Annotated in this window: 9 protein-coding genes; 3 read left to right on the top strand and 6 right to left on the bottom strand. The window is 73.4% G+C overall.

What is annotated here, in order from left to right:
* Nucleotide 1: 1 nt before the first annotated feature.
* Genes ACFFJG_RS10440 through ACFFJG_RS10430 form a run of 3 tightly spaced genes read right to left on the bottom strand, consistent with a single transcriptional unit; the run spans nucleotide 2 to nucleotide 3,487 of the window.
* Nucleotides 2-1,588, bottom strand: coding sequence for a carboxyl transferase domain-containing protein (locus ACFFJG_RS10440; RefSeq protein WP_446686223.1), 1,587 nt, complete (start codon nucleotides 1,586-1,588; stop codon nucleotides 2-4).
* A 19-nt stretch (nucleotides 1,589-1,607) separates the two neighbouring features.
* Nucleotides 1,608-2,795 carry a sensor histidine kinase gene (locus tag ACFFJG_RS10435; RefSeq protein ID WP_378518625.1) on the bottom strand — a complete coding sequence of 396 codons (1,188 nt, stop codon included), beginning with the start codon at nucleotides 2,793-2,795 and terminating at the stop codon, nucleotides 1,608-1,610.
* The gene (locus ACFFJG_RS10430) at nucleotides 2,792-3,487 is read right to left on the bottom strand and encodes a response regulator transcription factor (RefSeq protein ID WP_446686222.1); all 696 of its coding nucleotides are present in this window, start codon (nucleotides 3,485-3,487) and stop codon (nucleotides 2,792-2,794) included. Before ACFFJG_RS10430 ends, ACFFJG_RS10435 begins: the two co-directional genes overlap by 4 nt.
* A 291-nt stretch (nucleotides 3,488-3,778) precedes the next feature.
* Here ACFFJG_RS10430 and ACFFJG_RS10425 point away from each other — a divergent pair, with 291 nt between their 5' ends.
* A complete protein-coding gene (locus ACFFJG_RS10425) occupies nucleotides 3,779-4,327 on the top strand; it encodes an SACE_7040 family transcriptional regulator (protein WP_378518624.1) in 549 nt (182 codons plus the stop codon).
* Nucleotides 4,328-4,476: 149 nt separating this feature from the next.
* Here ACFFJG_RS10425 and ACFFJG_RS10420 read toward each other — a convergent pair whose 3' ends face one another.
* Entirely contained in the window at nucleotides 4,477-5,163 is a 687-nt protein-coding gene (locus tag ACFFJG_RS10420) for an SWIM zinc finger family protein (protein WP_378518623.1), read from the bottom strand.
* A complete protein-coding gene (locus ACFFJG_RS10415) occupies nucleotides 5,160-7,922 on the bottom strand; it encodes a DEAD/DEAH box helicase (RefSeq protein ID WP_378518622.1) in 2,763 nt (920 codons plus the stop codon). Before ACFFJG_RS10415 ends, ACFFJG_RS10420 begins: the two co-directional genes overlap by 4 nt.
* 224 nt (nucleotides 7,923-8,146) lie before the next feature.
* Here ACFFJG_RS10415 and ACFFJG_RS10410 point away from each other — a divergent pair, with 224 nt between their 5' ends.
* Both ACFFJG_RS10410 and ACFFJG_RS10405 read left to right on the top strand, forming a co-directional pair.
* On the top strand, nucleotides 8,147-9,325 hold the full coding sequence (locus tag ACFFJG_RS10410) for a dipeptidase (RefSeq protein WP_378518621.1): 1,179 nt from the start codon (nucleotides 8,147-8,149) through the stop codon (nucleotides 9,323-9,325).
* A 150-nt stretch (nucleotides 9,326-9,475) separates the two neighbouring features.
* Nucleotides 9,476-10,978, top strand: coding sequence for a DHA2 family efflux MFS transporter permease subunit (locus ACFFJG_RS10405; RefSeq protein WP_378519478.1), 1,503 nt, complete (start codon nucleotides 9,476-9,478; stop codon nucleotides 10,976-10,978).
* Nucleotides 10,979-11,096: 118 nt separating this feature from the next.
* On the opposite strand, the gene ACFFJG_RS10400 is transcribed toward ACFFJG_RS10405, so the two are convergent.
* Entirely contained in the window at nucleotides 11,097-13,244 is a 2,148-nt protein-coding gene (locus tag ACFFJG_RS10400) for a RecQ family ATP-dependent DNA helicase (protein ID WP_378518620.1), read from the bottom strand.
* Nucleotides 13,245-13,269: the final 25 nt, after the last annotated feature.

Raw genomic sequence — 13,269 nt, 5'->3', positions numbered from 1 at the left:
CTCACATCCGGAAGATGCCGTAGGACGGCTCGGGGATCGGGGTGTACGACGTCGCGCCGAGCGCCATGCCGAGCACGCGGCGGGTGTCGGCGGGGTCGATGATGCCGTCGTCCCAGAGGCGGGCGCTGGCGTAGTAGGGGCTGCCCTGCTCCTCGTACTGGGCGCGGATCGGCGCCTTGAAGGCCTCCTCGTCCTCGGCCGACCACTCCTCGCCGCGGGCCTCGAGGCCGTCGCGGCGCACGGTCGACAGGACGCCGGCCGCCTGCTCGCCGCCCATCACCGAGATCCGGGCGTTGGGCCACATCCAGAGGAAGCGCGGGTCGTAGGCGCGCCCGCACATGCCGTAGTTGCCCGCTCCGAACGAGCCACCGATCACGACGGTGAACTTCGGGACCACGCTGCAGGCGACGGCCGTGACGAGCTTGGCGCCGTCACGGGCGATGCCCTTGTTCTCGTACTCGCGCCCGACCATGAAGCCGGTGATGTTCTGCAGGAAGACCAGCGGGATGCCGCGCTGGTTGCACAGCTCGATGAAGTGGGCGCCCTTGAGCGCCGACTCGCTGAAGAGGATGCCGTTGTTGGCCACGATGCCGACCTCGTAGCCGTGGATCCGCGCGAAGCCGCAGACGAGGGTGTCGCCGTAGAGCTTCTTGAACTCGTGGAAGCGGCTGCCGTCGACGACGCGGCGGATCACCTCGCGCACGTCGTAGGGGGTGCGGGTGTCGGTGGGGACGACGTCGTAGATCGACTCCGGCGCCTCGTGGGGCTCCTCCACCTCGGCGGCGGGGGTGCGCGCGGGGGCGACGGGCGGGAGGGTGTCGACGATCGAGCGCACGATAGCCAGCGCGTGCGCGTCGTCCTCGGCGAGGTGGTCGACCACGCCGGAGGTGCGGGCGTGCACGTCACCCCCGCCGAGGTCCTCGGCCGTGACGACCTCGCCGGTCGCGGCCTTCACCAGCGGCGGGCCGCCGAGGAAGATCGTGCCCTGGTCGCGCACGATCACCGTCTCGTCGGACATCGCCGGCACGTAGGCGCCGCCCGCGGTGCACGAGCCCATCACGCTGGCGACCTGCGGGATGCCGCGGGCCGACATGTTCGCCTGGTTGAAGAAGATCCGCCCGAAGTGCTCGCGGTCGGGGAAGACCTCGTCCTGCATCGGCAGGAACGCACCGCCGGAGTCGACGAGGTAGAGGCACGGCAGGCGGTTCTCCGCGGCGATCGCCTGGGCACGCAGGTGCTTCTTGACCGTCATCGGGTAGTAGGTGCCGCCCTTGACCGTCGCGTCGTTGGCGACGATCACGCACTCGCGGCCCGACACCCGGCCGATGCCGCCGACGACGCCGGCGGACGGGACGGCGTAGTCGTCGCCGTCGCTGCCGTACATGCCGTAGGCGGCGAGGGGAGCGAGCTCCAGGAACGGGCTGCCGGGGTCGAGCAGGCGGTCGACGCGGTCGCGGACGAGGAGCTTGCCGCGGTCGGTGTGCTTGCGCCGCGCGCTCTCCGAGCCGCCCTGGCGGACCCGGGCGAGCCGGTCACGCAGGTCGTCGACGAGCTCGCGCATGGTCGGGGGGGTCTGGGGCTCGGGCACCACCTCAGGTTAGCGATCGTTAACCCGGAGCGTCCAGTGGCGGGAACTCCCCCACCAGCCGGGTGCCCTGCCCGGGTGCGGTGTGCAGGTGCAGCCGGCCGCCGACCGCCTCGATGCGCGCCGCCATGCCGACGAGCCCGCCGCGGGTCACCGACTCCGGGTCGAACCCGCGCCCGGAGTCGGACACGGTGAAGCTGAGGTGCGGGCGACCGCGCAGCACCACCAGCAGCTCGTCGGCCCCCGAGTGCTTCACCGCGTTGGTCATCGCCTCGAGGATGCAGAAGTACGCCGCCGCCTCGACCTGCTGGCTGTGCCGCTCGACCTGCGCGACGTCGAGCGTCACCGGCACCGCCGAGCGGCGGGCCGTCGACTGGACCGCGGCCACGAGGCCGCGCTCGGTGAGCAGCGGCGGGTAGATGCCGCGGGCCAGCTCGCGCAGCTCGAGCAGCACGTCGCGGTTGTCGGCGGCGAGCTGCTCCAGCAGTGCGCCCGCCCCGTCGGCACGCCCGGCCTGCAGCTCCTTGCGGGCCCGCTCGATGGTCACGCTCATCGCCAGCAGGTGCTGCTGGGCGCCGTCGTGCAGGTCGCGCTCGAGGCTGCGCCGGGCGGCGTCGGCCACCTCCACGATCCGCGTGCGCGACCCGGCCAGCTCGTCGGCCTGGGCGCGCAGCCGCACGTAGGCGTCGCGCACCAGGTGGACCACGATGACCACGCCGGTCGGGAGCGAGCAGGCGATCACCAGCGCGTTGACCCACCAGACGTCCTCGACGTTGCCCACGCGGCGGTACTCCCCCAGCGCGGCCACCCCCGCACTGCCGATGACGGCCACCACCATCAGCGCACCGATCCACCGCTGCGAGAGGTACGGGAAGCCCACCAGCAGCGGCACCATCGTGAGCAGGGCGGTCAGCGGGCTGAGGTTGGGCGTGGCCCACGTGCCACCGACCGCGAAGAGCAGGGCCGACCCGGTCAGGCCGGTGATCGCGGCCGGGGCGCCCCAGCGCCGGCACAGCGGCGGGGTCACGAGCATCACCACGATCGAGACCGCCATCACCGCGAGGTCGATCTCGACGGCGGTGTGCCGGAAGCCCATGAAGTACGCCGCCGCGAGCAGCGTCGTCGCGGTGGTCAGGGCGATCAGGTTGATGCGCAGCAGCCACCGCAGGGCCGGGTCCAGGCCGTCCCAGCCGGCCAGCAACCGGCTCATCCGCGCGGCGACACCCCGCCGCCCACGCCCGCCTCGCTGAGGAAGACGAGCGTGGCCGCCACCCGACGGTGCACGGGAGCGTCGGCGGGGAGGTCGAGCTTGGTGAGGATCGAGTTGATGTGCTTCTCCACGGCGCGATCGGTGACGACGAGGTCGGCGGCGATCGCGCCGTTGGTCATCCCGCGGGCCACCATCGCCAGCACCTCGAGCTCGCGCGGGGTGAGCCGGTCGAGCAGCGAGTCGTGGCGCCGGGCGCTGGTGGCGAGCAGCGCGTCGACGACGATCTGGTCGATGACCGACCCGCCGGCGGCGACCGTGCGCAGCGCGGCGACCAGCTCGTCGACGTCCGCGACGCGCTCCTTGAGCAGGTACCCACGACCGTCGCTGCCCTCGCGCACCAGGTCGAGGGCGTACTCGACGTCGGAGTACTGCGTCAGCGCCACGACCCCGAGGCCCGGCTGCGTGCGGCGCAGCTCGGCGGCGGCGCGGATGCCCTCGTCGGTGAAGTCGGGAGGCATCCGGATGTCGGTGAGCAGCACGTCGGGCCGGTGCTCCGCGACGACGGCCAGCAGCTCCGGCAGGTTGGTGGCGGTCGCGACGACGTCGATGTCGTCGTACGCCGCGAGGAGGGCCAGGACACCCGCGCGGAGCAGGTCGCCGTCCTCGGCGAGGACGACGCGGATGGCAGGCATGGCCGCAGCGTAGCCACGCCCGCCCGCACCCGTCGGTAGAGCGGGCACCACACCGCCGGTGCGCGCACGGTGGTGCTGGCACCACTGACAGCCGGGGCCCGCCTCGGGAGGATCGTCCGCGTCGGCACGGACCGTGGGGGTCGGTGGCCGCTGGGGGGAGCGGCCACCTGTGCCGGCCCACAGGGAGGACCGTTGATTCCGCTCGCCGTCTGGGAGGCGCCGTCGCGTCGTGCACCGTCCACGGTCCGGCGCCTGCCGTCGACCGGGTTAATCACCACTAACCTCGACCTCGTGACCCCTCGTCGGCAGCAGATCCTCGGCATCGCGGCCGAGCTCTTCGCCGCCCGCGGCTTCCACGGCGTCTCGGTCGCCGAGCTCGGCTCGGCCTGCGGGATCTCCGGCCCCGCGCTCTACAAGCACTTCGAGTCGAAGGACGCGATGCTGGCCGAGATGCTGGTCTCGATCAGCGAGACCCTGCTCGACCAGGGCCGGCGTCGCGTCGCGGGCGCCGACGGTCCGCGCGCCGCGCTCGAGGCGCTGGTGGAGTGGCACATCGAGTTCGCGATCGACCACCGCGCGCTGATCGTCGTGCAGGACCGCGACTGGAGCAGCCTGCCCGACGAGGCCCGCGAGCGGGTGCGCACGCTCCAGCGCGCCTACGTCGACCTGTGGGCCGACCAGGTCCGGCTGCTCGACCCCTCGGTGACCACGGAGGCCTCCCGCACCCGCGCCCACGTCCTCTTCGGGCTGCTCAACTCGACCCCCCACAGCGGCCGGCTCCCCGACCCCCAGCTCCACGAGGTGCTGCGGGAGATGGCGCACGGCGCCCTCGGTCTCTGAGGCCTCCCGCCGTCGCCGTCCGCCGGCACCTGCCGGCTCCACCATGGGATGTCGGCGAAGCCGCACTTCCCTCACGCTCCTTCCACGGGGAAGCGCGGGTCCAGCGACATCCCATGGTGAAGCATCACGGCGGACGGCAGGCCGGACGCTCACCAGGAGTCGGCGGTGGCGCCGCGCTCGAGCAGGCGGGCCGCGCGGGCCGCGGCCTCCTCGGCGACGGCGAGGTCGTCGACCTCGTCGGGTACGCCGTCCTCCGGCGCGGTCGCGGTGCCGGCGCGGGGGGCGGTGATCCGGTGCAGCTCGCGCAGCACGACCTCGCGGGGCAGCCCGCGCAGGTGGGTGAGCACGAACGGGTCGGCCTGGATCAGCCACGCGAGCTGGGTCAGCACGGCGACCGCGTGGGGGCAGGGGTCGAGCCAGGAGTCGCACGAGCACGCCGAGCCCAGCTCGCCGCCGTAGGGCAGCAGCTCGACCCCCGCCTCCTCCACCGCCTCGACGAAGGCGTGCGGCAGCTGCCCGGCGAGGAGCGCGCCCACCCGGCCGGACTCCGCCGCGACCAGCTCGGTGACGGTGGCGGCGTCGGGCCCGTCCAGGACGGGAACGGTGACCTCCACGGTCCACGCGTCGTCGCCGTCGGTGACGGCCGCCACCGCGCCGCCGTCGGAGACGGTGATCGCGCCGACCGCGCCGGCGCGGGCGAGCGCCCGTCCGGCGCGCAGCTCCTTCTCGCCGTAGGCGGCCTCCTCGACCGCGCGGAGCACGGCCTTGCTCCACCAGGTGCCGGTGCCGCCGCCGCGTCGCGGGGGGAGCCGGGGGTGCGTGGTCGAGGTGGTCATCGCCGGCCGCCGGGGCGGAGCTCGACGAGGTCGCGGAGCTCGGCGTCGGAGAGCTCGGTGAGCGCGGTCTCGCCCCGCGCCAGCACCGAGTCGGCGAGCGAGCGCTTGCGCCTCAGCAGCTCGGCGATCCGCTCCTCGATCGTGCCCTCGGTGACGAAGCGGTGCACCTGCACCGGGCGGGTCTGGCCGATGCGGTAGGCCCGGTCGGTGGCCTGGTCCTCGACGGCGGGGTTCCACCAGCGGTCGAAGTGGATCACGTGGTCGGCGCGGGTGAGGTTGAGGCCCGTGCCGCCGGCCTTGAGCGAGAGCAGGAACACCGGCACCTCGCCGGCCTGGAACCGCGCGACCATCGCCTCGCGCTCGCGCACGGGCGTGCCGCCGTGGAGCAGCTGGTGGGGCACGCCGGTGGTGGCGAGGTGCCGCTCGAGCAGCCGGGCCATCGCGACGTACTGGGTGAAGAGCAGGATCGCGCCGTCCTCGGCGACCACCGTGCCGACGAGCTCGTCGAGCAGCTCGAGCTTCTCCGAGCGCCCACGCAGCTTGGGGTTGGCCTGGCGCAGGAAGTGGGCCGGGTGGTTGCAGATCTGCTTCAGGCCGGTGAGCAGCGCCAGCACGAGCCCGCGGCGGGTCTCCTCGTCGGCCTCCTCGATGCGACGCATCGACTCGCGCACGAGGGTCTCGTAGAGCACGACCTGCTCGCGGCTGAGCCCCAGCACGTGGTCGGTCTCGGTCTTGGGCGGCAGCTCGGGCGCGATGCCCGGGTCGGACTTGCGGCGGCGCAGCAGGAACGGGCCGATGAGGTCGGCGAACTGTCGCGCCTTGGTCGGCTCGAGGCCGGACTCGATCGGGCCCGCCCACACCTTGCGGAAGGCGTTGCGGCTGCCGAGCAGCCCGGGGATCGCCCAGTCGAGGATGGCCCAGAGCTCGGTGAGGTCGTTCTCGACCGGGGTGCCGGTGAGCGCGACCCGGGCGGCGCTGGGGATCGTGCGCAGCGCCCGCGCGGCGGCCGAGCGTGCGTTCTTCACGTGCTGCGCCTCGTCGGCGACCACGAGGTCCCACGGCACCTCGGCGAGCAGGGCGGCGTCGTTGCGCATGGTGCCGTAGGTGGTCAGCACGAAGCCCGTGCCGACGTCGCCGAGGTCGCGCGCGCTGCCGTGGTGGCGGCGTACGGCGACTCCCGGTGCGAAGCGGCGGATCTCGGCCTCCCAGTTGCCCAGCAGCGACGCCGGGCACACGACGAGCGTCGGTCCGCCCGCGCCACGCTCCCGCCCGTCGTCGGTCGAGGTGCGAGCGGAGCGAGCCTCGAGACCACGCTCCTGACGGTGGAGGTGGAGCGCGATGACCGTGACGGTCTTGCCCAGGCCCATGTCGTCGGCCAGGCAGGCACCCAGGCCGAGCGAGGTGAGCTCGGCCAGCCAGGACAGGCCGCGGCGCTGGTAGTCGCGCAGCTCGGCCCGCAATGCGACCGGGACGTCGACGAGCTCACCGGTCGTCGCCGCGGCGAGGCGCTCGCGGACCTTGAGCAGGCTGGCGCCGACGACCGCCTCGTAGGGGACGTCCTCCACGTCGACGACGCCGGTGAGGGTCGCTGCGATGGCCTGCACCGGGGTGACCGTGCGGATCAGCCGCTTGCGGGCCCGCTTGATGACGCCGGAGTCGACGGCCACCCAGTTGTCGCGCAGCTTGATGATGGGGCTGGTGGTGCGGGCCAGCTCGTCCATCTCCTCCTCGGTGAGCTCCTCGCCGTGCAGCGAGAGCTGCCACTCGAACCCGAAGAGGGCCTGCGGCCCGAACAGCCCGTCGTGCAGCGCCTCCTCGCGGGGGCCGGCCGAGGAGCGGCGGCCGAGCTCGACGCGCTGGGTGACGTCGCGGTCGAGGTACTTCGGCCACATCACCTGGTGCCCGGCCTCGGTCAGCGCCGCGGCCCCGTGGTCGAGCAGCGAGAGGATCTCGTCGGAGTCGAGCACGATCTCGTCGGGCACCCGCAGGTCGAGCAGCCGGTCGAGGACCGGCCAGGCGTCGGCGGCCGAGCGCAGCGCGATGGCGGCGTGGGTGCGGGCCCGCTCGCCGAAGCCGTGGGCCGCGTCGGGCCCGACGTCCTCCCAGAGCTCGGCGGCGTCGGCCACGTGGGCGGCGTTGTCGACCGCGTGGACCTGCGTCACCAGGCGTACGGCGCCGGCGACGAGCTCCTCCTCGTCGGCCTCGACCCGGAACGACACCGAGACCAGGTGGGGACGGTCGTCGCGGCCGCGAGAGCGGATCCGGGCGATGCGCTGCTGGAGCCGGTCGCTGAAGTCGTCGGGGCTGACCGGGGCGGGCGGCGGGGCCGTGGCACGGGCGCGGTGGCGCGAGGTGCCGGGCGACGTGCGGGGGACCGTGTCGGCGATCGCGTCGAGGAGCGCCCGGACGGTGCCCTCCGCGGTGGCCGCGTCGTGGCCGTCGTGGGCGCGGGCGCGCACCAGGTCGGCGATGCGGCGCTCGTCGTCGGCATCGAGGCCCGCGACCTGCCAGTGCCGCCCACCCGGCTCGGGCGCGAACCGCCCGGCGGCGACGAGCTGGAGGCCCATCAGCGCGGCCCCGGCCAGCAGGGCGACGGAGGGGTGCAGGTCGTCCTGGTCGCGGACCTTCGCCAGCACCGGCAGCGCGCCGCGGACCGGCATCACGATCGTGCGGCGCTCGTCGGTGAACTCGACCGAGCCCTCCCGGGGCGGCTCCCCCACCAGCAGCCTGGCGGGACCGGTGACCGGGACGAAACTCATGCACACCCTTCCTGTCCCCGCGGTGGGCGGGCACGAGGACGCTAACGCCTCACACCGACAGGGAGTTCCTGGCGGGGGCCGTGGCGCTGTGTCTCGGGTTCCCCCGCCTAGCCGGGGTTGTTCGTGGTTCTGGTGCCTTGCAAGCCACGAGAACCCCGGATTCCCCCGCCTAGCCGGGTTTTCCCGGGCGGACCCAGGGGTGCAGGTCGGTTAGCGTCGCGGGCATGGACGTCTCCGCGCTGCTGGCCGCCCACCCCGTCGTCGACGGGCACAACGACCTGATGTGGGAGGCGCGGGCGCGGGCGGCGTACGACTTCGACCGGCTCGACGTCGGGGCGGGCGGCACGCCGACCCACACCGACCTGCCCCGCATGCGCGCGGGCGGGATGGGCGCGCAGTTCTGGTCGGTCTACGTCCCCACCCGGCTCACCGGCGACGCCGCGGTCAGCGCCACGCTCGAGCAGGTCGACGCGGCGCGCGAGCTGACCCGCAGGTACGCCGACCAGCTCGCGTGGGCGACCACCGCCGACGAGGTCGAGGAGGCGTGGGCCACCGACCGGATCGCCTCCCTGGCCGGCGCCGAGGGCGGGCACTCGATCGCCAGCTCGCTCGGCACCCTGCGCCAGCTGCACCGCCTCGGGGTGCGCTACCTGACGCTCACCCACAACGCGAACACCCCGTGGGCCGACTCCGCCACGGACCGTCCGGTAGCGGGCGGGCTGACCGCCTTCGGGCGCGAGGTGGTCCGGGAGATGAACCGGGTCGGGATGATGGTCGACCTCTCGCACGTCTCGGCCGACACCATGCGCGACGCGCTGGCCGTCACCGAGGCGCCGGTGATCTTCAGCCACAGCTCCGCCCGCGCCGTCACCGACAGCCCGCGCAACGCGCCGGACGACGTGCTCGAGGCGACGGCCCGCGGCGGCGGCGTGTGCATGGTGACCTTCGTGCCCAAGTTCGTGAACGCCGCCTGTGCCGACTCGCACCGCGAGCTCGTCGCGGCCGCCGAGGCGGAGGGTGTCGCGGAGGCCGACGGGGTGCGGTTCGCCGCCTTCGAGGACGCCTGGCGGCTCGACCACCCGGCACCGACCGCGACGCTCGACGACGTCGTCGCCCACGTGGAGCACGTGCGCGAGGTGGCCGGCGTCGACCACGTCGGGCTCGGCGGGGACTACGACGGCGTCGAGGTGCTGCCCACCGGCCTCGAGGACGTCTCGACGTACCCCGCGCTGCTGGCGGCGCTCGCCGACCGCGGCTGGTCGACCGACGACCTGGCCCGCCTCACCTGCCGCAACACGCTGCGCGTGATGCGGGAGGTCGAGGACGTCGCGCGCGGGCTGCAGGAGGTGCGCAACCCGAGCCTGGCGCGGATCGAGGACCTCGACGGCGTCCCCGCGACGTGAGGGCGCCTGCCCCCAGGTGACGCAGCCCACCGCGAAAACGATTGGGTCGTTGTCGTCGTCAACCAATAAACTCGACCGGTGACCAGCACCCAGACCTCCCCCGGCGGGATCCAGCCGGACAGCTCCGACAAGCTCGACAAGGGCGTCCTGATGGTGGCCGGCGTCGTCGTCCTCGGCGCCATCATGTCGATCCTCGACATCACCGTCGTCTCCGTCGCCCTGAACACCTTCCAGCAGGAGTTCGATGCCACCGCGGCCGAGGTCGCGTGGACGATGACCGGCTACACGCTGGCCCTCGCCAGCGTCATCCCGCTCACCGGCTGGGCCGCCGACCGCTTCGGCACCAAGCGCCTCTACCTCCTCGCGGTCGCCCTCTTCACCGCCGGCTCGGTGCTGTGCGCCGCGGCCACGTCGCTGGAGATGCTGGTGCTCTTCCGCGTCCTGCAGGGCCTCGGCGGCGGCATGCTGATGCCGCTCGGCATGACGATCCTGACCCGCGCCGCCGGTCCCGAGCGTGTGGGCCGCGTGATGGCCGTGCTCGGCATCCCGATGCTCCTCGGCCCGATCTTCGGCCCGATCATCGGCGGCGCGCTGATCGAGAGCGCGTCGTGGCACTGGATCTTCCTGATCAACCTGCCGATCGGCATCGCCGCGATCGTCTACGCCTCGGTGGTGCTGCCTCGCGACGACGTGTCGCCGTCGGAGACCTTCGACTGGATCGGCATGCTGCTGCTCTCCCCCGGCCTCGCCGCGTTCCTCTACGGCGTCAGCTCGATCCCCGAGGAGGGCACCGCGATGGCCGCGCGGGTGATGGTGCCGATGGTGCTCGGCGTCGTGCTGATCGTGGCGTTCGTGCCGTGGGCCCTCAACCGCCGCAACATCCACCCGCTGGTCGAGCTGCGCCTGTTCGCCAACAAGAACATGACCGTCGCCGTGATCGCAATGATGCTCTTCGCGATCGCGTTCTTCGGTGCCTCGCTGCTCTTCCCGCTCTACTTCATCCAGGTCCGCGGCGAGGGCACGCTCGACACCGGCTGGCTGCTGGCCCCGCAGGGCGTCGGCGCCATGATCACCATGCCGATCGCCGGCATCCTGGCCGACAAGATCGGTCCCGGGAAGATCGTGCTCGCCGGCATCACCGTGATCACCGTCGGCATGGCGATGTTCACCCAGATCGGCGCCGACACCTCCTACGCCTACATCCTGGGCGCGCTCTTCATCATGGGTCTCGGCATGGGCGGCACGATGATGCCGATCATGACCGCGGCGTTGGCCACGCTCACCGCGCACAACGTCGCCCGCGGCTCCACGCTGCTCAACATCACCCAGCAGGTGGCGGCCTCGATCGGCACGGCGCTGTTCTCGGTGATCCTCACCAACGAGATCAAGGACTCGCGGTACGCCGCCGCCGGTCAGGCCCTCGCGGAGGCCGGCGACGACCAGTCCAAGGTCGCCGCGGTGCTCGAGCAGTTCGGCATCTCGCCGGACCAGATGGGCAACATCGGTCAGCTGATCGCCAGCGACATGGCCGACGCCTTCGCGACCGTCTTCATCGTCGCCACGATCCTCGTCGCCTGCTGCCTGATCCCGGCCGCCTTCCTGCCCCGCAGGAAGGTCGCCCCGGTCGACCCGACCGCGGTGATGGGTCACTGACCCGCCCCCGCACGAGTCGTCCGTACGACGTCCGCGGCCCGTCCTCCCTCCGGAGGGCGGGCCGCTGCCGTTGTCCGGCCCGGCGTACGACGCCCGCCGGCGGNNGCAGCCGCCGGCGTCAGCCCTGGGTGGCGAGGGCGAGCGGCAGGACCGCGGAGGCCCCAGCGGCGCGGATCGCCGCGGCGGCCACCGTCAGGGTCCAGCCGGTGGCGACCTGGTCGTCGACGAGCAGGACGGTGGCGCCCGGGGGGACCTCCGCGTCGAGCCCGCCGCGGCGCCGGACGGCGGCGACGCGCTGCGCGGAGTTGGACTGCCCGGCGCGGGGCGGGACGCTCGGGTCGCGGATCGCCCACGTGCCGACGAGCGGGACCTGCATCACCCGCGACAGGTTCTCCGCGAGGTCGCGGCCCAGGGTGGGTCGGGTCGCGGACTCCACCACGACGATGGCGTCGGGTCGGCTCGACCATGCCGGGGCCCAGTCCTTCATCACGTCCATCACCGCCTGCGCCAGCGCGGGCGGCACCGGGCCGTCAGGGGTGTCCTCGCGGAAGAGCGCGCGCAGCGCTTGGCCGTGACCGAGGTCGGTGAGGCGGGCGACGACGCGGCCGGGCTCGGCGGCGTCGCTGATCTTGCCCTTGAGGTCGAGGCCCAGGTTGCCCAGCGCGGTCGGCCACATCTTGCGCGGCTCGAGCACGACGCCCGGGCGCGAGAGCCGCTCACCGGCCTCGGCGACGGCCGCCTCGCTGACGCTCGTGGACAGCGTCAGCCCCCCGCAGTTGTCGCAACGACCGCAGTCGGCGGCGTCGGGGTCGTCGAGCTGCTCGCGGAGGTATCGCATGCGGCACTCGGTCGTGCGGAGGTAGCCCAGCATCGCCTGCTGCTCGCGCTCGCGGGCCTCCGCGACCCGGGCGTAGCGCTCGGCGTCGTAGTGCCAGGGCCGTCCGGTCGCGACCCACCCTCCCTGGACGCGCTGGACCGCACCGTCGACGTCGAGGACCTTGAGCATCGACTCGAGGCGGTTGCGGCCGAGCTCGACGCGCGTCTCGATGGTGGCGGTGGACAGCGGGCGCTCGGAGTCGGCGAGCGCGGCCAGTGTCTCGCGCACCTGCTCCTCGCGCGGGAAGCCCAAGGAGGCGAAGTAGGCCCAGATGTCGCGGTCCTCGACCTGCGGGAGCAGCACCACCGTGGCGTCGTCGGTGCCGCGGCCGGCGCGGCCGACCTGCTGGTAGTAGGACACGGGCGACGACGGGGCGCCGAGGTTGATCACGAAGCCGAGGCTGGCGTCGAAGCCCATCCCCAGCGCGCTCGTGGCGACCAGCGCCTTGACCCGTCGGTCGACGAGCGCCTGCTCCAGCGCGTGACGCTCGTCGGCCTCGGTCTGCCCGGAGTACGCCGCCACCTCGAGGCCGCGGTCGCGGAGGTAGCCCGCGACCTCCTGGGTCGCGGCGACGGTGAGGCAGTAGACGATGCCGGAGCCGGGCTGCTCGACCAGGTGGTCGGCCAGCCAGGCCAGGCGCTGCTCGGCCGTCCTCAGCTGGACGACACCGAGGCGCAGCGACTCGCGGTCGAGGGTGCCGCGCTGGACCAGCACCTCGGCACCGGCCGTGCCGTCGGCGTGGACACCGAGCTGCTCGGCGACGTCGGCGGTGACGCGGGCGTTGGCCGTGGCGGTGGTGGCCAGCACCGGGATGCCGGAGGGGAGCTCGGCCAGCAGCGTGCGGAGCCGCCGGTAGTCGGGGCGGAAGTCGTGGCCCCAGTCGGAGATGCAGTGGGCCTCGTCGACGACCAGCAGGCCGCAGGTGGCGGCCAGGCGCGGGAGGACCTCGTCGCGGAAGCCGGGGTTGTTGAGCCGCTCGGGGCTGACCAGCAGCACGTCGACCTCGCCGCCGTTGATCTGGTCGTGGATCGGCTGCCACTGGTCGATGTTGGTCGAGTTGATCGTCACCGCCCGGATCCCGGCGCGCTCGGCGGCGGCGATCTGGTTGCGCATCAGCGCCAGCAGCGGGCTGACGATGACCGTGGGCCCGGCCCCTGCCTCGCGGAGCAGCTTGGTGGCCACGAAGTAGACCGCCGACTTGCCCCACCCGGTGCGCTGCACGACCAGCGCGCGCCGCCGGTCGACGGCCAGCGCCTCGATCGCGGACCACTGGTCCTCGCGGAGCACGGCGTCGTCGCGACCGACGAGGGCGCGCAGGTGGCGCTCGGCGGACTCGCGCGCCGCGAGGCGCACCTCGTCGGTGACGGCGTCGTGGGTCCCGGTGGTCATGGCACCTGTCTACCAAGCACCACCG

Source organism: Nocardioides zeicaulis, from assembly GCF_042432345.1.
Taxonomy (GTDB): domain Bacteria; phylum Actinomycetota; class Actinomycetes; order Propionibacteriales; family Nocardioidaceae; genus Nocardioides; species Nocardioides zeicaulis.
The sequence above is the reverse complement of the archived record's forward strand: the minus strand, read 5'-3'. Positions and strand labels throughout refer to the sequence as shown.

Coding starts and splice junctions, on each gene's coding strand:
- ACFFJG_RS10405 (WP_378519478.1), top strand. CDS start 9,476: ATGGTGGCCGGCGTCGTCGTCCTCGGCGCCATCATGTCGATCCTCGAC.
- ACFFJG_RS10415 (WP_378518622.1), bottom strand. CDS start 7,922: ATGAGTTTCGTCCCGGTCACCGGTCCCGCCAGGCTGCTGGTGGGGGAG.
- ACFFJG_RS10420 (WP_378518623.1), bottom strand. CDS start 5,163: ATGACCACCTCGACCACGCACCCCCGGCTCCCCCCGCGACGCGGCGGC.
- ACFFJG_RS10430 (WP_446686222.1), bottom strand. CDS start 3,487: ATGCCTGCCATCCGCGTCGTCCTCGCCGAGGACGGCGACCTGCTCCGC.
- ACFFJG_RS10435 (WP_378518625.1), bottom strand. CDS start 2,795: ATGAGCCGGTTGCTGGCCGGCTGGGACGGCCTGGACCCGGCCCTGCGG.
- ACFFJG_RS10400 (WP_378518620.1), bottom strand. CDS start 13,244: ATGACCACCGGGACCCACGACGCCGTCACCGACGAGGTGCGCCTCGCG.
- ACFFJG_RS10410 (WP_378518621.1), top strand. CDS start 8,147: ATGGACGTCTCCGCGCTGCTGGCCGCCCACCCCGTCGTCGACGGGCAC.